The 20,209-nt window shown below is 47.9% G+C and carries 18 protein-coding genes; 1 reads left to right on the plus strand and 17 read right to left on the minus strand.

Annotated features, from left to right (window positions below; translation table 11 throughout):
• Positions 1-4 precede the first annotated feature (4 nt).
• The 17 genes from AC07M6_RS22595 to AC07M6_RS22675 all read right to left on the minus strand — a co-directional run bounded on the left by AC07M6_RS22595 (position 5) and on the right by AC07M6_RS22675 (position 19,329).
• Entirely contained in the window at positions 5-1,501 is a 1,497-nt protein-coding gene (locus AC07M6_RS22595; RefSeq protein ID WP_494893423.1) for a sugar ABC transporter ATP-binding protein, read from the minus strand.
• Positions 1,502-2,122, minus strand: a complete 621-nt coding sequence (locus AC07M6_RS22600; protein WP_494893424.1) for a DUF2291 domain-containing protein — start codon at positions 2,120-2,122, stop codon at positions 1,502-1,504.
• 27 nt (positions 2,123-2,149) lie between these two features.
• Complete coding sequence (locus tag AC07M6_RS22605) at positions 2,150-3,088, minus strand: D-ribose ABC transporter substrate-binding protein (RefSeq protein ID WP_494893426.1); 939 nt, start codon at positions 3,086-3,088, stop codon at positions 2,150-2,152.
• A 323-nt stretch (positions 3,089-3,411) separates the two neighbouring features.
• The gene (locus AC07M6_RS22610; protein WP_494893427.1) at positions 3,412-4,383 is read right to left on the minus strand and encodes a transketolase family protein; all 972 of its coding nucleotides are present in this window, start codon (positions 4,381-4,383) and stop codon (positions 3,412-3,414) included.
• A gap of 179 nt (positions 4,384-4,562) precedes the next feature.
• Positions 4,563-5,375, minus strand: a complete 813-nt coding sequence (locus tag AC07M6_RS22615; protein ID WP_494893429.1) for a transketolase — start codon at positions 5,373-5,375, stop codon at positions 4,563-4,565.
• A 5-nt stretch (positions 5,376-5,380) separates the two neighbouring features.
• Positions 5,381-6,790, minus strand: a complete 1,410-nt coding sequence (locus AC07M6_RS22620; RefSeq protein ID WP_494893431.1) for an L-fucose/L-arabinose isomerase family protein — start codon at positions 6,788-6,790, stop codon at positions 5,381-5,383.
• 69 nt (positions 6,791-6,859) lie between these two features.
• On the minus strand, positions 6,860-8,185 hold the full coding sequence (locus AC07M6_RS22625; protein WP_494893433.1) for a bile acid:sodium symporter family protein: 1,326 nt from the start codon (positions 8,183-8,185) through the stop codon (positions 6,860-6,862).
• A gap of 4 nt (positions 8,186-8,189) precedes the next feature.
• A complete protein-coding gene (locus AC07M6_RS22630; protein WP_494893435.1) occupies positions 8,190-8,855 on the minus strand; it encodes an aspartate/glutamate racemase family protein in 666 nt (221 codons plus the stop codon).
• Between the two features lie 180 nt (positions 8,856-9,035).
• Entirely contained in the window at positions 9,036-10,424 is a 1,389-nt protein-coding gene (locus AC07M6_RS22635; protein ID WP_494893437.1) for a four-carbon acid sugar kinase family protein, read from the minus strand.
• A gap of 1 nt (position 10,425) precedes the next feature.
• The gene (locus tag AC07M6_RS22640) at positions 10,426-11,673 is read right to left on the minus strand and encodes a ribulose-bisphosphate carboxylase large subunit family protein (RefSeq protein ID WP_494893439.1); all 1,248 of its coding nucleotides are present in this window, start codon (positions 11,671-11,673) and stop codon (positions 10,426-10,428) included.
• A 1-nt stretch (position 11,674) separates the two neighbouring features.
• Complete coding sequence (gene fucP, locus AC07M6_RS22645; protein ID WP_494893441.1) at positions 11,675-12,970, minus strand: L-fucose:H+ symporter permease; 1,296 nt, start codon at positions 12,968-12,970, stop codon at positions 11,675-11,677.
• 13 nt (positions 12,971-12,983) lie between these two features.
• Positions 12,984-13,430, minus strand: a complete 447-nt coding sequence (locus tag AC07M6_RS22650; RefSeq protein WP_494893443.1) for a MaoC/PaaZ C-terminal domain-containing protein — start codon at positions 13,428-13,430, stop codon at positions 12,984-12,986.
• Positions 13,431-13,586: 156 nt separating this feature from the next.
• Positions 13,587-14,657: a Gfo/Idh/MocA family protein gene (locus AC07M6_RS22655; protein WP_494893445.1), complete on the minus strand. Its 1,071-nt coding sequence runs from the start codon at positions 14,655-14,657 to the stop codon at positions 13,587-13,589.
• Entirely contained in the window at positions 14,641-15,894 is a 1,254-nt protein-coding gene (locus AC07M6_RS22660; protein ID WP_494893447.1) for an extracellular solute-binding protein, read from the minus strand. Before AC07M6_RS22660 ends, AC07M6_RS22655 begins: the two co-directional genes overlap by 17 nt.
• On the minus strand, positions 15,891-17,027 hold the full coding sequence (locus AC07M6_RS22665; RefSeq protein ID WP_494893448.1) for a CaiB/BaiF CoA transferase family protein: 1,137 nt from the start codon (positions 17,025-17,027) through the stop codon (positions 15,891-15,893). The genes AC07M6_RS22660 and AC07M6_RS22665 overlap by 4 nt, the downstream gene beginning before the upstream one ends.
• Entirely contained in the window at positions 17,024-18,169 is a 1,146-nt protein-coding gene (locus AC07M6_RS22670) for a CaiB/BaiF CoA transferase family protein (RefSeq protein ID WP_494893777.1), read from the minus strand. The genes AC07M6_RS22665 and AC07M6_RS22670 overlap by 4 nt, the downstream gene beginning before the upstream one ends.
• On the minus strand, positions 18,169-19,329 hold the full coding sequence (locus AC07M6_RS22675; protein ID WP_494893450.1) for an ABC transporter substrate-binding protein: 1,161 nt from the start codon (positions 19,327-19,329) through the stop codon (positions 18,169-18,171). Before AC07M6_RS22675 ends, AC07M6_RS22670 begins: the two co-directional genes overlap by 1 nt.
• Positions 19,330-19,822: 493 nt before the next feature.
• On the opposite strand from AC07M6_RS22675, the gene AC07M6_RS22680 reads away from it, so the two are divergent.
• On the plus strand, positions 19,823-20,209 hold the full coding sequence (locus AC07M6_RS22680) for a BlaI/MecI/CopY family transcriptional regulator (RefSeq protein WP_494893452.1): 387 nt from the start codon (positions 19,823-19,825) through the stop codon (positions 20,207-20,209).

Genomic DNA, 20,209 nt, shown 5'->3' on the forward strand with positions numbered 1-20,209 from the left:
TGCTTTATATATCAGCTATCGCTGCTTTTAAAATATTGTTTTCGGTTGCATTTGCGGCTTCAAATTCGGCGGTGATACGGCCGCCGGCCATCACCAGGATCCGGTCGGATATGGCCAGTATCTCGGGTAGTTCGGACGATACCATGATAATGCCCAGTCCCGCCGCGGCCAGCTCGGCTATCAGTTTATAGATCTCGTTTTTAGCGTTAATATCTATTCCGCGGGTCGGTTCATCCAGCATTAATACTTTGGGCCGGGTAGCCAGGCATTTGGCTATTACAATTTTTTGCTGATTACCACCGCTCAGGTTTTTTACCGTTTGCCTGTGCGACGGGGTTTTGATAGCTAAAGAGGTCATGTACTTTTGTGCCAGTTCAACTTCAGCCTGGTTATTGAGCAAACCGGTGGCATGGCTCATCTGCTCTAATGAACTTAAACTGATATTGGTTTTTACATCCAAACCTAAAACCAGCCCGTCCTTTTTCCTGTCTTCGGGTACTAAGGCCATGCCGGCCTTAATCGCATTTGCAGCAGATTTGAACTTAACGAGATCATTATCCAGCGTAATGGTACCCGTCACCAAGCCCGGGCAGGTACCTAACAGGGCTTCCGTCAATTCTGTGCGCCCGGCGCCCATTAAGCCGAAAATGCCCAATACTTCGCCACAGTTCAGTTCAAACGAGATATCAGATAATACTTTTTTGGTTTTTGTATGAAGGCAAAGACCCTCAACTTTTAATAAAGTCTTTTTGTCTTTTGCGATATTGCCGTTTCGTACGATATCGATATTTCGCCCCACCATTTTATGGATAAGTTGATCGTGGGTGATGTCCTGCATTTCGCCGCTTTCAATAGTTTTACCATCACGCAGAACGGTGTAACGGTCGGCTATCTTAAACAGTTCGTTCAGTTTATGAGAGATATAGGCAATGGCCTTGCCCTGTTTTTTTAAATTATCGATAATGCCAAACAATACCTCCACTTCATTTTCGCTGATGGCAGATGTGGGCTCGTCCATCATAATCACGTTGGCATCGTACAGTAAAGCTTTGGCAATTTCCACCACCTGTTGCTGCCCCACTTTTAAATCGGCGATCAGCACATCCGGGTTAACGGCTAATTTTAGCTGCTGCAATAATTCCTCTGCCTTTTGCCGCATGGCTTTTTTATCCAGCATACCCCAGCTGTTTTTGATCTCGCGCCCTAAAAACAAATTTTCGGTAATGCTGAGATAGGGGATCAGGTTTAATTCCTGATGGATGATGGCAATACCGGCTTGCTGTGCTTCGCGCGGATTTTTAAATTTTACAGAATGTCCCTCTAAAACAATATCGCCTTCATAATCGGCATACACACCCGACAGGATCTTCATCAGGGTAGATTTTCCCGCGCCGTTCTCGCCAATAATGGCGGTCACTTTCCCGGCAGGCAACTCCAGATTAACCTGGTCCAGCGCGATAACGCCCGGGAACCTTTTGGATATGTTGGCCGCTACTAACATCTATTTGATGATCAGTTTAACAGGTATGATCTCGATATTATTCAAGTTGATATGTTCCTGGTTCAATTCAAATGCGCCGTAAAAGCTGATGCTATCGCCCTTTTTGGCTTTGCTTTTAAACGGCGGCAATACTTCATTGCGTACCAGCTTATTCACCTCGGCCGATACATTGTTCAGGTCCATACTATTGGTAAAATCATTCACGCCGATGATACCCGGTGCATCGCGCAAGGCATTGCCAAAAATGTATTCGGTAGCTATTTTAAGGTTTTGCTGGCCGTGAGTAATAATGTAAACATCGCTTTCGTCGACATTGGTAATGGTGCCCTGGCCGTTGGCCATAAAAAAGCGCGTATTGCCAATGTTTAAGGTATGCGCATAGGCTTTAAACGCCTCTTTAGGATTGGTTTTCAGCTTTGCAATCAGGGCATCAATATCCGGTGCTTTTGCCGTCGCCGGTACCAGTTGCTTATCCAAATACTTACGCGCATATCCAGCCGGATCGAAGGTTTTCGCGGCGCTTGCCTTCATATCGCTCAGCTTTCTAAAGTAAACCGAATTGTAGGCGATGAACACCACAACCACTAAGGCTACTCCATATTTTAAGATCTTTTTTACCATAATCCAGTTTATCCTAATGACTAATGATCAATCCTTTTTACCGTAAGCAATGTAATCGTTAATGTTGTCGGCAGTTACCATTTCTACACCCACCTGTATCTTTTTTGGGAAATCGCGTTTACCTTTAAAGTATGCATCGGCATAATTAGCGGCAGTTTGCGCCATCACTTTGGGGAACTGCATAGCGGTAGCCATAATTTTGCCATCCTTAATGCCCTGTATCGCATCGCCTGCGCCATCAAAACCTAAAACCTTTACGTTTTTGGCCTTACCTGCAGCGGCTAAGGCCTGGTAAGCGCCCATGGCCATGGCATCGTTCCCGCAAAAAACAGCGGTAATATCCGGGTGGGCCTGCAGTATGGATTCCATTACTTCCATGCCCTTATTGCGGTCAAAGTCGGCGCTTTGTTGGGCAACCATTTTCAGGCCCGGGTAATAATCCACCACGCTGTGGAAACCCTTAGACCGTGCCCAGGTATTATTATCGGCTACGATGCCCAAAATCTCTACATAATTGCCTTTGGCGTGGGTGCTTTTTACAAAATACTTACCCAGGTCCACACAGCCCGAGTAACTATCAGAAAGGATCTGCGACGTAGCCGCATCGGGCGAGTTTACTTCTCTGTCCATACAGAAAACAGGTACGCCCGCTTTTTTAGCTTTCAGCACATTGGCTACCGATCCGTTGGCATCGGTAGGGTTAAACAAAATGGCGCTATAACCGGATGCAATGGCATTTTCAAAATGATCTGCCTCTACAGCCGTATTATTTTGCGAGTCGAAGATCTTCGATTCGTACCCCAGCGATTTGGCCTGCGCTGCCGCCGTTTGCGCCAAAAACACAAACCAGGGGTTATTAAGGGTAGACACTATAATAGCCATCTTTTTTTGATGGTTATCCGTACGGCTTTTGCAACCCGCGAAGCCCAGTAGCGCCAGTAAGAGGAATACTTTTATATGGTTCATTATCATTGGTTATTAAAATTGGAGCCTCACCCCAACCCCTCTCCAAAGGAGAGGGGCTTTATCTTCTCGGGTTCATTAACATGTCATGCTGAACTTGTTTCAGCACCCCACATGCAGGGTTTATTTTGCACTCCTGCGCTCCCGCAAGTTTAGCGCAGCGTAACTTGTGGCGTAATACGTGACAAGTTTCAAACTTGTCACAGTCCGGGGCACAAGTTAACCCAGGCAATTCCCGCCCTTAAACTTGCGCCAGCAAAACCGGCTTTGGAGTTGTTTGTGAAGACACAAACAACGGGTTGTTTAACTAATCTCTAATTAACTGATCACTGATCAACTAAAAGTTCATTCACAGCCGCCGCAATCCCATCTGCGCTAATACCGTAATGTTCAAATATCTCTACCTGCGATCCTGTGACGGTATACTCGTCCGGGATCCCCATAATCTTAAATGGCTTATGATAGCCGCTTTGCAACAGCAGCGATGCGCAGGCTTCGCCTAAACCGCCATTTACCATGTGTTCTTCTACGGTAATGATGGCTTGTACTTTATCGGCCAAAGCCAAAATCAATTCCGTATCCAGCGGTTTTATGGTATGCATGCTCACCACAGTAGCCCTGATGCCGCTTTCCTGCTCCAGTTTTTGGGCGGCCAGCAAAGCCGGATAAACCGTTTCGCCGGTGGCGATGATGGCGATGTCCTTGCCTTCTTTTATTATCCGCCCTTTGCCAAATTCAAAACCAATGCTGCTATCCTCTGTCAGCAATGGCATTGGCTTTTTACCGAAGCGCAGGTATATGGGCTTGTTATGTTTCACAGCCAGCTTTACAGCTTCGCGCGTCTCAAAATTATCCGCGGGTGCCACAATAGTGATATTGTTAATCGCCCGCAGCACCGCAAAATCATGCAGACTATGATGCGTTGTACCTAAAGCGCCATAGCTTACCCCGGCGCTGATGCCTATTAGCCGCACCGGGTTATCCGAATAGGCTACATCATTTTTGATCTGCTCCAAGGCCCTGGCGGTCAGGAAACAGGCGGGTGATACAGCGAAAGCCTTTTTACCTGCCGATGCCAGTCCGGCGGCAACGCCAACCAAATTTTGCTCGGCTATGCCTATCTCTACTATTTGTTTCGGTAAAGCCTGCCCAAAGCCAACCAGTTTCCCCGATCCGCGCGAATCGCTGGTTACGGCGACGATATTCCTGTCGGCCTGCGCCAGTTCCAATAGCGTAGCCGCAAACACATCCTGGTTTGGCTTGTAGCTGATGTTTGTATTTTCTGTTATTGCTGCCATTATTATCATTAAACTGGCTTCGGTCTGTGACTGAAGCTTATGGATCTTGGCAAGTCTGTGACTTGCATCTTATCTAAATAAAGTCACAGACTTTATTTATCTGTAGGCTTCAGTTACAAACAGAAGCCAGTTGCAGGGTTAGCGCGCTTTTCTCATCTGCATATACACACATCTGCACATTAACTATGCCCCAACTCGGCTAAGGCTGCTTCGTATTGCGTCGTATCCGGCACGCCGTGGTGCCATTTTACACTGTGCTCCATAAAGCTTATGCCTTTACCTTTAATGGTATGCGCTATTATCAAATTAGGTTTCCCAACTTCAAAGGGCATAGCCGCGAAAACTTCCTTCAAGGCTTTTACATCATGCCCGTCCACTTCGCGCACCGCCCAACCGAAGCTTTCAAATTTGCCGTCAATCGGGTCGGTATTGCATACTTCGGCGTTGGTGCCGGTAATTTGTAATTTGTTGTTATCTATAATGGCGCATAAGTTATCCAGGCCGTAGTGTGCCGCTGTTAAAGCCGCCTCCCAGTTCGATCCTTCGGGCAATTCGCCATCACCCAGCAGGGTATAAACTTTATAAGCCTTATCATCCATTTTGGCGGCCAGGGCTGTGCCGACGGCTATCGATAAACCATGACCAAGGGCCCCGGTATTTTGCTCAACTCCGTACACTTTTTTAGTAGGGTGACCGATATAATGCGATTGATATTTACACAAAGTTTCCAGATCTGATTCGGGGAAGAAGCCCTGGTCTGCAAGGGTAACAAACAATGCTTCCACGCAATGGCCTTTACTTTGGATATACCGGTCTCTATCTGGCGACGTAAAATTCTCAGGCGATACATTCAGCACTTCATTATACAGTACATTTAAAATATCAATGCACGATAAGCTGCCGCCCGTATGCCCGGCTTTGGCACCCACAATATACTTAAGGATATTTTTACGGTACTTTACCGATTTATCTGTTAATTCCTTGTCAGTCATGGTGATTAATTATGCTGATAAAACTCCCAGCCCATGTAATTCTCTAAGGCTTCTTTTAAAATACCGGCGGTTTTGCTGGCGTTCATCACCACGTGGTGTTCAAAGCCATTGCGGCAAACGTATTGCATCAGGCCCTGCAGATTGGGGATCTCGGCTACGGCGCGGTTACCAAACGTGTTCAGCGCGTCGTCCGTCAGCACCCCTTCGCCCATGTATACTTTGATCACGCCACGCGGGTCATCGGTGCTGATCCGACCATAAGTTAAGGGCATGGCAGGCGTGCGGCCGTCTAATGCGCCGTAAGTATTCTCTACACCTACAGTGGTACCCAAAATAGGCGCGTTGCTGATAGTAATATCCGGCAGGAACGATTTGGCCCAGTTACCGCAATGGAAAAGCACGCATTTATTTGGATCGTCGGCATAGTTATTATTCCAATCTACCAGGGCGCTTGGCGAGCCGGAGGCCAATTGCATTGCGTACATGGTTAAGGTGCCGGTTACATCTACCTCGCAGGCGCTGGGCAGCATGTTCTCGCTCATGATGCTCATGCTGGTACACACATTGCAGCCATAGTTTTTTTGCAGGCTGGTCCAGCATTGTATGGCGGTAGCATCCAGCGAGTGCTCTGCTACATAATTGTTCAATACTACGTCCAGCTTGGCAATTTGTATCATGGCCTCATCGGGCGTATCGCCGATGGGGGTGTAGTTCAAAATCTTTGCTAAATGTTCCTGTACATCAGGATGGTCTGCAGTCAGGCGGTTAGCACGCCCTAAAATTTCCGAAAGGTCGACAGTAGTTACCGAGATCCCGTTCCGCTGTAAGATCTTTTCGCTATAGCGAACGGTGTTAAATGCACCCGGACGGGCGCCAACGGCGCCGATGCGCACTTTTTTCATCCCTTTTACCACGCGGCAAACGGCCACAAAGTCCAGCAGTTCGGCGCTAAATTGGGGTTGGTTGGGGTGGATGACGTGCTGGCTGGTGAGCGTATATTTTATGCCAAATTGATACAGGTTATTGCAAACCGAGATCTTACCGCACCAGGCATCACGGCGACGGGCTACATCCAGCTTGGTCAAATCGTCGGGATAAGCCTGTATCAGCACGGGTACATCCAGGCCCGATAATTTGATGGTTTCGGCAACGCCAATTTCATCGCCGAAGTTGGGCAGGATGACCAAAATCCCACTGATCTCGTCCTGGTGTTTGCGAAACAATTCGGCACAGCGTTTGGCATCTTTAAAACCTTCAACCCCGCCAAGTTTGGATTCATCCTCGCCCAACAAAATAGGATTAAGGTTAAGTTTGGCAAATAGCGCCAAAATATCTGCCCGCGCTTCTGATACTAAACGATCCGGAAAGAAATCGCGGTTACCGATAATTACGCCTAAGCTCGCTTGAGTACTCATATGGTGGTATAAATGTTATAATTGGTTATTGGATAAATTCCGCAACAGAATGCGGCCTCCATTTCAAAACTAAGGTATCACGGGTTCGGTTTGTGATGAAAGGTTATCAGGATATTGTACAATTTTATCATCCACCGGCCGGCGCCTCCAATAGTTGGCCAATATGCTGCCCGATATGTTCATCCATGGGCTAAATACCGCCGCTGCCAGGCCAACTGTTGCCAGTTTGCCCATTGTCCCGGCCAATCCCGACGCCATGCCGCCGTTTTGCAAACCTACCTCGAAGGCAATGGTGCGCGCCGAATTTTTGTCCAGTTTAAACAGACGGCTAAGCCAGTAGCCGAAAAAGTAGCCGGCCCCATTATGGATAACCGAAGCCAGGAAGAGTAATAAACCTACGTTCAATAAATTATCGCGCCCGGCAGCCGTGGTTACCGTTGTGAAATACACAATACCGAACATAGACAGGTAGGGGATGTATTCGTCTATCTTACTGAAACGTAAATACAATTGGTGATAAGACCAGCCTACAATAAAGGCCCCGGTTAAAAAGTTAAATACCGCTGCCGATTGTAAAGCAGGTTCGGTAAAATGAACGCTGAACCAATCCCACAAAAATACGGGTTGGGCAATGAGCCAAACTATGCAAAAGGCAAGTATAAGTTGCGTAATAAATTTGCCTTTCGGCGATGCACGCTTCAGATAATCATGCACAAAGGCGGCACCGATGGGAACGATAACGATCTTGATGATCTCCATCATCATATTCACAAACTTCACTTCGATGAGGGTGCCGGCCAGTAAGCGCATCAGCAAAGGCGTTAAAAACGGCGCCACAAGCGTAGCCATAGCGGTAACCGTTACAGATAAAACCAGGTTGGCCCGGGCCAGGTAAACCATTACATTTGAAGCCAGGCCGCTACTGCACGAGCCGATCAAAATAATCCCCGCCGCTATCTCCGGCTCAAAATGAAAAATGCGGGTGAGCAGGAACCCCATTAACGGCATTACCGAAAAGTGGCAGGCTAAGCCAATCAAAACGCCTTTACCTGTACTCCCCAATCCCGAAAAATCGCGGATGCTCATCTGGATGCCCATCCCAAACATCACCATTTGTACAATCACCAAAATAAGCCATTTATTACGCAGATCAACCGGTCCCCATTTAATAAATGCCTGCGGATAGATCATAGCGGATACCACCGCTACAATGATCCAGGCCGTATACTGGTAATTTTTTAGGGCGTTTATAGCACCGATGCCAATTGCAAAAGAAACGGCCAGCGTAACGGCCGCGGGCTGCCACAAAGCGGCGTTACTTGTCAGTAAGCCAACTAATAACACAGCTAACGATACGCCGCTGATTCCTAAACAGATCTTTTGCAATTTTTCCATCAGCTTAATTGTTAATAACCCCGGCTATATATTTTATGGCATTAGGTGGACTGGCTAAAATCGGCACCCGTTTATCCTCGTCACTTAAAGTATCTACCACACGGGCCATACTGGCCTGCGCCAGCAAAATAACATCTACCTGCTTTGATAACTCGCGCAAAGCATTGCCCACAATGCTATCATGCGTGGCCGAATCGCCGCTCATCAGGGCTTCAAAAGCACCATCGCATAGTTTGGCGGTCAGTTCAATATCCTTTCCGGCTGCTGCGGCGCTGCGTTTTACCAAATCGCTGGTGGGTTCAAGCGTGGTGGATAGTGTGGCGATCACGCCGATGCGCTTACCGGTTTGTACTGCTATATCAGCCATAGGCTGGTCTACCCGCAAAACAGGAACAGCCGCCTTTTCGGCAGCTGCCTCAATGGCCGCGCCGATGGATGAGCAGGTGACTAATACATAATCCGCCCCCGAATCAATAGCTGAATCGACGTAATCCGACACGCGTTTATAAATAGCCGGTGTTACTTCGCCGCGTTCGCGGATGTTTTTAACCAGGCTATCGTCCACAATATTAAACGTGGCTACGCCCGGCAAATACTCCTTACACAAAGCCTGGAAAACAGGTATCAGTGTTGCCGATGTATGGATCAATCCTAATGTTTTTGGTTTCATATCTTCTTTTTTTCTCGTCGTAATATAATTAGTTTCCTCCCTTGGGCCGCGTGCGCCATAGCTTTAGCGGCGGAGCAAGGGGTGTGTTTGGTTGTGTTGTGGCAGGGAGAGGTTTGGGCGATGTGAAGAAACCCCTCCCTACACCCTCCCTGTGGGAGGGAATCGCACGTGCCTTCGCTCTTAGCTTCCCAATACCCTTAAAAAATAATCCTCGGCGCCTACCTGCCCGCCTTTAAAATTCACTTCCATGCCATCAATAGCTGTACCCGGCGCGTATGCCCGGCAAAGCGGCGCCCCCGGCGCTACAGGCGCTATCATTTCTACCGCCTCGATACCCATGGTCCGTGCAACAAAGCTGGACGTATCGCCACCGGCAATTACCAACCTTTTCAGGGTTATCGACGTAGCCACACCCCTGACGATTCGTCCCAGCACCTCGCCATAAAGCTGCGCGGTTTTGGTACGGATCTCTTGTTCGGTAAACCCTTGTTTAATAAAAGCCCGGTAGGTTTGATCTATCCGCGCATCGTCCGCGCCAACACTGGTGTGGACGATAACAGGTTTGCCCTGCTGTATCAGGCCAACTACTTGGTTAATATAATTTTGGATGGATACGGATATATCCTGTACCCCTGCTATCTCTGCCGTATCAATTGCTGTCTCTGCAAAGCCATTAGCTAAAGCAAACCCGATTTGCTTAGCCGTAACCGGCGAGCAACTGCCTGATACTACCAGCATGGTTTTGGCTTTACCCGCGGGAGGCCAGTTTTGTATGGGCTCCGTCAAAGCCTGCTGCTCCCACAATTGCCCCAAAGCCATTTCAATACCCGATGAGCCGATGGAGAACAGCGGCTGGCTTTTATCGGCATACTGATCGATTAGTTGGCCTATAGATAATAGCTGCCCGGTATACAAAGCGTCAAACAAAACAATTTCCTTACCAGAGTTGATAATTTGTTCCAGTTTATCTTCAGTTTCCTTTTCGGGAAGGCCGATGCTGAGGATATCCATTAATCCGATATGTTGTGTGGTCTGTTTGCCCATGTGCAAGCGCAGATCGCTTTCATCCATCGGTGTTGAGGGGTGACGACTCATGGATGGGTGACGGTCGAGCCGGTAAATTTCGCCCTGACTGCCAATGCCCATGCGGGCATATAGATTGCCGTAAACGCAGTACCTGCCCAATGCCGGAGCAGCAACCAGCAAGGGGATAAACGGCCCGTCAAAAACTATCGCACCTACATCAGCCGCCTTGCCGATACTGCCCATAGCGGGCGATGAATCGAACGTAGAGCATACTTTATAATGCACATGCGGCGCGCCTAATGCTTTCAACGCTTTAAATGCCGGCAGCAATTCCTGCTCCATTTGGGCGGGAGGCATGGACCGGCTCATGCCGGCTACGCCAATAGCTTGCAGGCCTTTGTAGCGGGCTAATTGCGCAGGCGTAGGCGGCTCAATAAACAGCACGGTTTTTACCCCGGCGCGGCTCAAAAACTCCAGCGCATCGGTGCTGCCGGTAAAATCATCGCCATAATAAGCCAGTAATAAGTTGTGCTGCTTTGCCATTTTATTTACCGCCAAATTTTTCAACTGATTTTGCAAATTCGGGATATTGCTGTACGGCTTGGTCTAAACTAAGTCCGTTCACTGCGCCTTCCCAGGCTTGCTGCAAAGCGATTACGCCCCCGGTTGGCCCGTTGGGGTGGGCCATAATACCTCCGCCAGCCATGTAAAGCAAGTCGGTGGTTTGGGTGCGCCGCCAGGTTTCGAATGCCTGACCTCCCCATTGGCCGGATGATACTACCGGTAGTGGTGTTTCACCTTTAAACAGGGGTTTTAAACAAGCTTCGATAGACCGTACTACCGAATCATCCGATTCCCAGAATTTATTGGCGATCCCGTTCACATGCAACTGATCGACACCTGCCAGTCGCCACAATTTTTGATAAGCCGGAAATTCGATACCCAGTAACGGGTGGCGATTGATCATCCCCCAACCATTGCGGTGACCGTGGATCACCAATTGGCCCTGATCGCACACCTTTTTAGCGCCTGATAAACCCACACTGTTCAGACTGATCATAGCGCAGGTAGCCCCGGCCTTAACCAAATATTCGTATCGCGATAGCATACTATCTACCTCGTCGCTCAGGTTAAAGGCATACATGACCTTTTTACCCGTTTTATCCGCGTAAGCGTTAATCACCTGCATTACGGCATCAACCCGGTCTTCAAATTTTGAGTTGGCCGATGATGACAGCAGCTCGTCGTCTTTTATAAAATCAATCCCGGCCTCGGCTAAAGTTTTCACCAGCGCGGCGGTTTGCCCGGTTGAAAGGCCTATACTGGGTTTAATGATCGTCCCGATCATTGGTCTGCCCATAACACCCGCGCTTTTTTTAGAGCCTGAAATACCGAAGCGTGGCCCTACAAAATGATCACCGTAGGATGGCGGCAGTTCGATATCCATCAGCTTTAAGCCGGTGAACTGGGTTAGCTCGTATAAATTGCCTTGCAAGGTCGAGATCATCACCGGCAGGTTATAACCAAAGTTTTCTATCGACCAGGATACTTCAATACTACCACGCTGATATTTGTCACCGGGTTTAGCAATTGCACCCGGGATGGCCGGCTGGTCTGCCTCATCCAGCGGCACAATGTTTTCCACCAGTGCCGCAAAGCGTTGCTTCAACTCTTCCGTTTCGCCGGGAACGGCTACGAATGTGCCCGACGATTGCTCGCCGGCTAAAACCGCTGCTGCTTTTTCTAAAGCGTATGGCGTTTCGATGTAATATTTCGCGGTAATGCGTTCCATATCAGGTGAGTTGTTTTTTGATCTTGTAACCGCTTATGCCGTAGTATAATATCACCAAAAAACATAGCAGCGGTATAATATAACCAGGCTGTATGCTGTCGTGACTAAAGTCGATCACCATACCCATTATATACGGCAGGATAGCGCCGCCAACAATAGACATGATCATAAACGACGATGCCGGTGCTGTATCTTCACCCAAGCCATCAATACCTAAACCAAATATGGTGGGAAACATAATTGACATAAAGAACCCGATACCCCATAAACAGTAAACTACAAATGCGCCTTTGGTTAAGATAGCTACCGCGCAAAGTATAGCGGCAAGTACAGCGTAAATAGCCAGTAATTTTGGCGCTTTTATAAACTGTAAAAGCGCGGTACCAATAAAACGCCCGGCTACAAAAAAGCCGCCATAAACGGCCAGATAATAGCCTGCTGTTTTTTCATCAAAACCACCACCTTGTATTGCCATTTTGATAAAAAAACTAATAACACATGTTTGAGCACCTACATAAAAAAACTGAGCGATAACGCCCCAGGCCAAATGTTTATGGCGCAGTGTGCCCAAAAAGCTGCCGCCTGTAGTTTGTTCTTTAGTTACGTTCTTTATTTCGGGCAACCTGGTCAGCCAAAATAAAAGTGCGACCAATAGTAACACCGCCGCCAAAACACCATATGGCACTTTTACCGATGCTGCTTCATGCAACAGATAGGCCGAACGCTCGGTAGCGGGCATGCTATTCAGTTGGCCCTGCGTCAGGTTTTTTCCAGATAGAATAAACATGGTTCCCACCAATGGGCCAACCATAGCTGCAACACCATTAAAGGCTGCAGCTAAATTTAAACGGGTGGTGGCTTTTGCCGGGTCGCCAAGTACAGCTGCGTAAGGGTTAGCCGCAGTTTCTAATATGGCAATGCCACAACCAATAATAAATAACGCGCCTAAAAAGCCTAAATAGGTAACAGAGTTAGCGGCCGGGATGAATAACCCTGCACCAATAGCAGCAAGGCAAAGCCCCGCAAGGATGCTTCTTTTATATCCCCATTTTTTTAGCAGTATGCCTGCAGGGATGGCCATTAAGAAGTAAGCCAGGTAAACAGCCGTATCTACCAGTGTTGACTGCGCGTTAGTTAACTGGCAAGCCTTTTTTAAATGGGGGATAAGAATACCATCTGTATTGTGCACCATCCCCCATAAAAAGAATAGCGAACAAATAAGTGCGAAGGGCACCAGTAAACTTTTACCTTTCAGTGCTGATTCATCGATAACGGCATCGTTTGCCGTGTTATTCATATTGGCCATATTGTTAGGTTGTTTTCTTTTTTGCCAGTAATAAATGATCGCATACTACCACTACCTCGCCGTGCTGGTTAATGATCTCTACGTGTTCGGTAACGGTGCCATACTCCGGCTTTTTCGCTTCGGCTTTTTCGGATATGGTGATCTCGGAGTGAATGGTATCGCCGATAAAAACCGGCTTTACAAAGCGCAGTTTATCGTAACCCTTGCTAAAGGCCTCGGGGTTAATTTCAGATGCTGTTAAGCCGATACCAATGCTGAAGATCATGGTGCCGTGTGCTATCCGCTGTTTAAAGGGCTGCGTTTTGCACCACTCGGCATCCATGTGATGCGGGAAAAAATCGCCGGTATGGCCGGCGTGTACCACAAAGTCGGTTTCGGTAATGGTGCGTCCAAAGGTTACCCGCTTATCACCGAGGGTATAATCTTCAAAATAGGTTGATTTAAAGTACATATTGTGTTGTTATAAAAATATCGCACTCGCTCGGCTCCAGCCGAGTGAGCATTATTTCCCAGCCTCCGGCCGTTGTTATTTGTTTATTACGGCCGGAGGCCGGGTTATAGTCGTCACTCGGCTGGAGCCGAGCGACTGTATTGTGTATGTGGGTTTTCAAAACCGTTCCGCCACTACAATCCCGCCGCTATCACTGCTGATATAAGCGCTTTCTACTACGGCCATTGTTTTAATTACATCCTCTACATTGGTCGGTAATACATCAATTTCGCCTTGTTTGTAGCGCATCACACTACTCATGGTCCCCACAAATGCATCGGGGAACCAACTGCCTTCCAGCGCAACTTCTACCCATTCGGGGGCTTTGCCTTCTTTTAATATACAGTATTCAAACTTATCGGGCACGCCATGCGGATAATCCATTAGCAAGCCCATGCGGGCTTTAATGGCTCCTTTAGTGCCTTCCCATTTAATAAAACTCTCCTGGTTATGCGAGCCAAAAGCATGGTCGTGATTGGTATTGATTACCGCGTGCATGGTATCGCCATAATCAAATAAAATAGTACTGCGCGATGAAGACAAGGTTTTGGCCGGATGCTTCAGCGTTTTGGCCATCACTGTTTTCGGGTCGCCTAAAAACGAGCGCATCAAATCGATGTAATGGATGCTATGGTACTGGATCTCTAAACGTGGATGGATTATGACATGCGGAAACAATTCCCACGGCGTTTGCAGGGTAACACGTACTTCCATATCGTACAATTCACCTATCAGCCCCTGTTGAATCAAATACCGCGCGGCGCTTACAAAAGGGGCGAAGCGCAACTGGCAGTTAATAGCTGCAACCAGGTTCTTTTTCCGGCAAACTTCCAGTATTTCCTTGCTTTGCCAAAAATAATCGCCCATGGGTTTTTGGATCAGTACGGCTGCACCATCGGGGAGTTTGTTTAGGGTTTCTACAAACTGCTCGGGCATAATAGTGATATCGTAAACGGTATCGGCGGGGGAGTTGGCTACGGCTTCATCAACCGAGTCGAATACGTTGGGGATCCCCCATTCGGCGGCGAGTTTTTCAGCACGCGCGCGGGTGCGGTTGGTAATGCCGATGACATTAAAGCCGGCTTTACGGTAAGCTGGTAAATGCGCGTCGCCCACAATACCGCCCGCGCCAATGATAGCAATGGGCGGCGGATTTTTAGGCAATATGGGTTTATAAGGTATTTGCATACGTTGGTTTATCTATCAAATTTATTTTTTGCTGACCGGTAGCCAGTAGTATTTCTACAGGCGTATCGGTGTTAATGGCTTGTAATACCACCTCATCAATTATTTTAGCGATTTGCGCCCAGTTACCTTTTTGCGGGAGCGATCGGGCTGTTTGGTGTAGTTGTTCCAGTTTATGATAGTAGGGGATAATGGCGTTAATACCGCCATCTGTCCAGGTAGAAATGCGGCAGCCTATGCCCCCTTCCAGGGTCAATAATTTATCATTGCAACTGGTAGTTGCAAAACGGATAAAATCGTAAGCGGCTTGTTTGTGCTTGCTGCCAGCACCAATGCCATATACCCAATATACATTAAGCGATGCCGGCCGGTTGCCGAAAGTGCAGGGAATTGGCGCGATATCAACCCTGGTTTTTACGCGCGATTCATCGATTACCTCGCACATAGATGCAAAACCGAACCAGTTGACCATCATAGCCGCCTCGCCGCGGGCAAAGGCCATACCCGCTTGTACCGATTCATAGTTCATCGTTTCGGGATGTACAGCAAGTTTATCACGCAGCATGTTTTTATAAAACGTTAAACCTTCTGTTGCAGCTGTGGTGTTAATATCTACTAAACCCATATCGTTAACAAGTTCGCCGCCACGGGTCCATAATTGCAGGCAAAAATCAAATACCGTATTATGTCCATCGGGAAAGCCGGCGAAGATAGTGCCATACAAATTTTGCCCCGGGCGATGGAAGAAGCGGGCTACGGTTTTAAATTCCTTCCAGGTTTGCGGTACCTGCAGGGGCCGGTCATGCAACTCGTGAAATTTTTGAATTTCAGCGCTATCCTCAAACAGGTCCCGGCGATAGATCAAGCATTCCGGCCCGTCATGAAAGGGTAAACCAGCTACCGATCTGCCAAACTGTTGCATCCCCAGCAGCGAACTGCTCCAGCCCTGCGGAAAATCATCAGGCGGGTTTTGTGCAATGTAAGGCTGCAAATCAAGCAACGCGCCGTTAGTCCAGGCCTCGTATAGCCAGTCGGTCACTACATGGGCTATGTCCCAATCGCCATTTTTCAGGCCGTTTTTTTCAAGCGTGGCGCTGTGGAGTTCGTCCAGGTCCATCGGCACCATTTCGGCTTTGAGCGCACAGCCGGTGTGTGCGCAATAGTCATCCCACAGCTTTTGCAGGGCGGTTTCAAACGGCCCGAATTTACGTACGGCTATGCGGACGGTTTGTTTATTCATTTGACGAGTTCTGTTTTAATATGATCGTTATCCTGCCCTAATTTAGGTGATCCTTTGGCAGATGTGAACAGTTCGCCATCCATACGGATAGGGCTGCGGGTGGTGCGGTATTTAAAACCGTCGTTCATCTGCACTTCCTGTATCATATCCAAAACCTTAAAACCATCATGCTGCATCAGGGTATCCCAGTTCATTACCTCGGCGCACCAGATATCGGCGACCTGTAATATTTGCAGCCAATGTTCGGTAGTATTAGTTTGCAGATGCGCGGCCAGTATGGCTTTAATCTCGTCGCGCTGATGGAAGGCTTGTGCTACATCGGTATAAGCCAGCATCGGATCGCAACCTAATAGTGTGCCTAACTGCGGGATAGAACCCATAGCCAATGCCATAAAACCATTGGCCGTTTGATAGATACCATAAGGCGCCCCAAGGTAGGCATGGGCATTATTTTTTTCGGAACGTTGAGGCAACTGGCCATCGTAAAAATAGGTGGTGATAGCCTCGAATTGGAAATCCAATGCCGATTCCAGCATGCTTACCTGCACCAAAGCCCCTTCGCCGCTGATGGTTTTGCGGAGCAGGCAGGCTAAAATGCCCTGTGCCAGATGATTGCCAGCCAGCATATCTATAATGGATAGCCCCATCGGTGTTGGCCCGCCCGCATTGCCGCTTAACCAGGTTAAACCTGATAGAGACTGCAGTAACAGATCCTGTCCGGGTTTATCTTTCCACGGGCCTTCATCGCCATAACCAGAGATCTCGCCGTAAACTACCGATGGGTTGATCGTTTTTACGCTGGTATAATCAAAGCCTAAACGTTCCATTACACCGGGGCGGAAGTTGTGCATCACCACATCTGCTTTTTTAACAAGGTCCCATATTAACTTTTTATCAGCCTCATTCTTGATATCCGCAGCAAAGCTTTCCTTATTGCGGTTAATGGCATGGAATACGGATGATTCCCCGTTCATGATCACGTTGGAGGTATACAAGTGGCGGCAAATATCGCCGGTACCGGGCTTTTCTATTTTGATGACTCGGGCTCCCAGATCCGCCAGCTTTAAACTGGCCGACGGCCCCGACAGGAACTGGCTGAAATCAACAATCAAATAATCTTCTAAGGGTTTCATAGCAGGTTAAATTGATGATTAATAACTTCGGTTTGCGCACCGGGGCGGGGGGCGGCTTTATCTGAATATAGTTTATGGCCGTTAATACGGATAGGGCAGCGGGTAGTGCTCAGGCTGCTGCCATTTGGCAGGGTAACCTGCTGTTGCATGCCTAATACTTTAACGCCTTCATGCTGTAAGGCTTGCTCGTAGGTCAATACTTCCGAACACCAAATGCCGGCGGTTTCTAATACCTGCAGCCATTGGGCGGTGGTTTTTAGTTTGATCTGATTGGCCAGTTGCGCCATAATCTCGTCGCGATTATCGAACCAAGTTGCTTTTTCGACATATCCCGATAAATCGACACCAATGGCATTGCCAATTTTATGCAAATCGCCCATCGCGAGCGAGAGGTAGTTATCCTTTGTTTGATAAATGCCATAAGGTGCGCTGAGGTAGGCATGCCCGTTACCTTTTACGGCGCTGCGCTGCGGCAATTTACCGCCATCATTCAGGTAAGTGGTGATCACCTCAAATTGCAGGTCGAGGGTTGATTCCAGCAGACTTACCTCCACCAAAACGCCTTGATTGGTTTTGGCCCTTTTAATTAAAGCGGCTAAGATCCCCTGTACAAAATGCGCTCCGCAGATCATATCTGCCGTAGCTAAACCAAAAGGTACGGGGCCGGCATCCTTCGTATCTGATAGATAGGCTAAGCCGGATAAGGATTGGATCAACAAATCCTGCCCCGGCCGCGATGCCCAGGGGCCTTTATTACCGTAACCGGTAACCACACCGTAAACAATGCGCGGATTGATGGCTTTAACGGCTTCATAATCAAGCCCGATCTTTTCCATTACACCCGGCCTGAAGTTGTGGGTGATAACATCGGCTTGTTGGATGAGTTTTTTGATACGGGCTAAATCTTCAGGGTCTTTCAGATCGGCGGCGTACGATTCCTTGTTGCGGTTAATGGTATGGAATACCAGGCTGCTGCCATCAACAAAAATATTGCGGATAGCGATTTGCCTGCCTGCTTCTCCCTTTATGGGGCGCTCAATTTTAATCACCCGCGCACCCAGATCGGCTAAGCGCAAGCCAGCGGTCGGCGCGGCCATAAACTGGCTGAACTCCAATACCAGCAATCCTTCCAGTGGTTTCATCATGCCTGTACTTTTTGTTTGGATTGCTGATAAAGGTCATCCATTGCCCGTAAAACATGTTGTTCATTGCCGCCGTCCATCAAATAATCACGTACGATATCTCCGGCATGGTCCTGAAAAAACATATGGCCAAAATAGCGCGGCCGCAGGTAGGCCCTTTGCAAAGCAGGCAGCGTATTGGCAAAATAGTTATGGGTGATGGCATTGGTATGGGCATGCGTCCAGGCTGTTAAATGCCCCGGCTGGCCGCCATTATCGGTATATAAGCCTGCCTGGCAAGCCGGCGAGGCTACAAATTCGGCATATTGCATAGCCACATCCACATGCTTGCAATTGGCAGAAACTGCCAACCCCGTACCACCCAGCGAACTGCGTAGATTAGTTTTGCCATCCAGCGTAACCATATCATGAAAATGCAGTAGTTTACGGGCATAACCATCGCGCGAGTAATTGGAATAGCCGTATGCAAACGGACAGTAGGCAATATCATCGCCTAAAGTCATGGCCTCGTAGGTTTGGATGGGGTTACGGTTAAAGCAGGCCGGGTTGATATGCAGGGCCAGGTCGCGGTATAATTTCAACGCCTTAATGCCGGTTGCTTCGCTGATCACGGTATCATCCTGCTGACAAGGGTCTTCGCCTAAGGAACAGCAAAAGGTATAAAAAGTCATCAACGCATCTATCGGTATGGCCGGGAAGGCAACTAATCCCAATTTTGCCATGGTTAACAGTGCATCATAAGTTTTGGGTAAAGCTAATCCATGCCGCTCCAGCAAATCGGGGCGACTGGCAGCTACCGGGGTGGCGGCATCAATAGCCAGCGCCCATTGGTGGCCATCATAATGGTAGCTTTGGTAAGAGTGGCCTACCGTATTTTGTTCCTGATCTTTTAAAAAACCGGTAGAAAGGTATTCGTCGAACGGCAATATAGACCCCGTTTTAGCCGCGAAACCTGCCCATGGGTGATCGATCACCAGCAGATCGTATCGTTCGGCTAATTGTTGAATGGACAGGTCGGCAAATTGCTGCAGCGAGCGTTTTTCCCAGGTAATATTTACTGTGGGGTTCAGTTCGGCAAAGCGCTGGGCAGTGGCCACCATGGGGGTAAAGCCACGGCTATGGTTCCAGGTAATTCCTTTTAAAGTTATATTTTCAGACATGTTATATCGCCCGGTAAAACTCAAATAATTAACCTGCGGCAGATTGTTTTCACAGTCTGCCCGGCATTACCGGGTCTTGCATTAAATTTTTAACAGAATTAGATTTATCGTTAACAAATTTATCATCCGGGGCAATAAGGGTATTGTATTATCTGTGCAAGGAATTGTAGGATATTGCCATGTATGGCGATACAGAGGAGAAATTAGTTGGAAGATAGTAGAAAAATGGCGGGAGAGGAGTTAGTGGTGATTTAACCACAAAGCGCACAAAGTTTTTTTCACAAAGAACACTAAGGCTGGGTTGTTAAATGAAAAGGAGTTCTTATTTACAGCTACTTGAATTTCTTGATTTCACTATCCCGGAGCTAAGCTTTGTGCCCTTTGTGGCTCCTCTCTTTGTGCGCTTTGTGGTTAAATAAAATTTTTTTTTCAAAAAAAACAACCTAATACTTGTTTCGTACGAAAATATTCCTACCTTTGATATGTGAACAATATGGAAGATCAAAATAAAAGGCCCGAGCCCACAAAATCCGAACTGGAAATACTGCAGGTACTTTGGGAAAAAGGCCCCTCAACCGTTCGCGCTGTAAACGATGAGCTGCTGAAAGTTAAGGACGTAAACTACACCACCACGTTAAAGCTGATGCAAATTATGGCCGACAAAGGTATCCTGAAAAGGGACGAGAGCCAGATGAAGCATATCTATCACGTAGCCGAAGCCGAAGAAAAAACCAAAGATCATTTACTGGATAAGTTTATTGATTCGGTATATCAGGGATCGGCCGGTAAGCTGGTGATGCAGTTGCTGGGCAACAAAAAAGCATCTAAAGAAGAATTAGACAGCATCCGCGAAATGCTGGACAAACTGGATAAAAAATAA

The organism is Mucilaginibacter sp. GW821-FHT07H05, assembly GCF_059418485.1.

What these genes read in the sequence shown, in the direction of transcription:
- AC07M6_RS22595 (WP_494893423.1), bottom strand. Translation starts at nt 1,501, where the DNA reads ATGTTAGTAGCGGCCAACATATCCAAAAGGTTCCCGGGCGTTATCGCG.
- AC07M6_RS22600 (WP_494893424.1), bottom strand. Translation starts at nt 2,122, where the DNA reads ATGGTAAAAAAGATCTTAAAATATGGAGTAGCCTTAGTGGTTGTGGTG.
- AC07M6_RS22605 (WP_494893426.1), bottom strand. Translation starts at nt 3,088, where the DNA reads ATGAACCATATAAAAGTATTCCTCTTACTGGCGCTACTGGGCTTCGCG.
- AC07M6_RS22610 (WP_494893427.1), bottom strand. Translation starts at nt 4,383, where the DNA reads ATGGCAGCAATAACAGAAAATACAAACATCAGCTACAAGCCAAACCAG.
- AC07M6_RS22615 (WP_494893429.1), bottom strand. Translation starts at nt 5,375, where the DNA reads ATGACTGACAAGGAATTAACAGATAAATCGGTAAAGTACCGTAAAAAT.
- AC07M6_RS22620 (WP_494893431.1), bottom strand. Translation starts at nt 6,790, where the DNA reads ATGAGTACTCAAGCGAGCTTAGGCGTAATTATCGGTAACCGCGATTTC.
- AC07M6_RS22625 (WP_494893433.1), bottom strand. Translation starts at nt 8,185, where the DNA reads ATGGAAAAATTGCAAAAGATCTGTTTAGGAATCAGCGGCGTATCGTTA.
- AC07M6_RS22630 (WP_494893435.1), bottom strand. Translation starts at nt 8,855, where the DNA reads ATGAAACCAAAAACATTAGGATTGATCCATACATCGGCAACACTGATA.
- AC07M6_RS22635 (WP_494893437.1), bottom strand. Translation starts at nt 10,424, where the DNA reads ATGGCAAAGCAGCACAACTTATTACTGGCTTATTATGGCGATGATTTT.
- AC07M6_RS22640 (WP_494893439.1), bottom strand. Translation starts at nt 11,673, where the DNA reads ATGGAACGCATTACCGCGAAATATTACATCGAAACGCCATACGCTTTA.
- fucP (WP_494893441.1), bottom strand. Translation starts at nt 12,970, where the DNA reads ATGAATAACACGGCAAACGATGCCGTTATCGATGAATCAGCACTGAAA.
- AC07M6_RS22650 (WP_494893443.1), bottom strand. Translation starts at nt 13,430, where the DNA reads ATGTACTTTAAATCAACCTATTTTGAAGATTATACCCTCGGTGATAAG.
- AC07M6_RS22655 (WP_494893445.1), bottom strand. Translation starts at nt 14,657, where the DNA reads ATGCAAATACCTTATAAACCCATATTGCCTAAAAATCCGCCGCCCATT.
- AC07M6_RS22660 (WP_494893447.1), bottom strand. Translation starts at nt 15,894, where the DNA reads ATGAATAAACAAACCGTCCGCATAGCCGTACGTAAATTCGGGCCGTTT.
- AC07M6_RS22665 (WP_494893448.1), bottom strand. Translation starts at nt 17,027, where the DNA reads ATGAAACCCTTAGAAGATTATTTGATTGTTGATTTCAGCCAGTTCCTG.
- AC07M6_RS22670 (WP_494893777.1), bottom strand. Translation starts at nt 18,169, where the DNA reads ATGAAACCACTGGAAGGATTGCTGGTATTGGAGTTCAGCCAGTTTATG.
- AC07M6_RS22675 (WP_494893450.1), bottom strand. Translation starts at nt 19,329, where the DNA reads ATGTCTGAAAATATAACTTTAAAAGGAATTACCTGGAACCATAGCCGT.
- AC07M6_RS22680 (WP_494893452.1), top strand. Translation starts at nt 19,823, where the DNA reads ATGGAAGATCAAAATAAAAGGCCCGAGCCCACAAAATCCGAACTGGAA.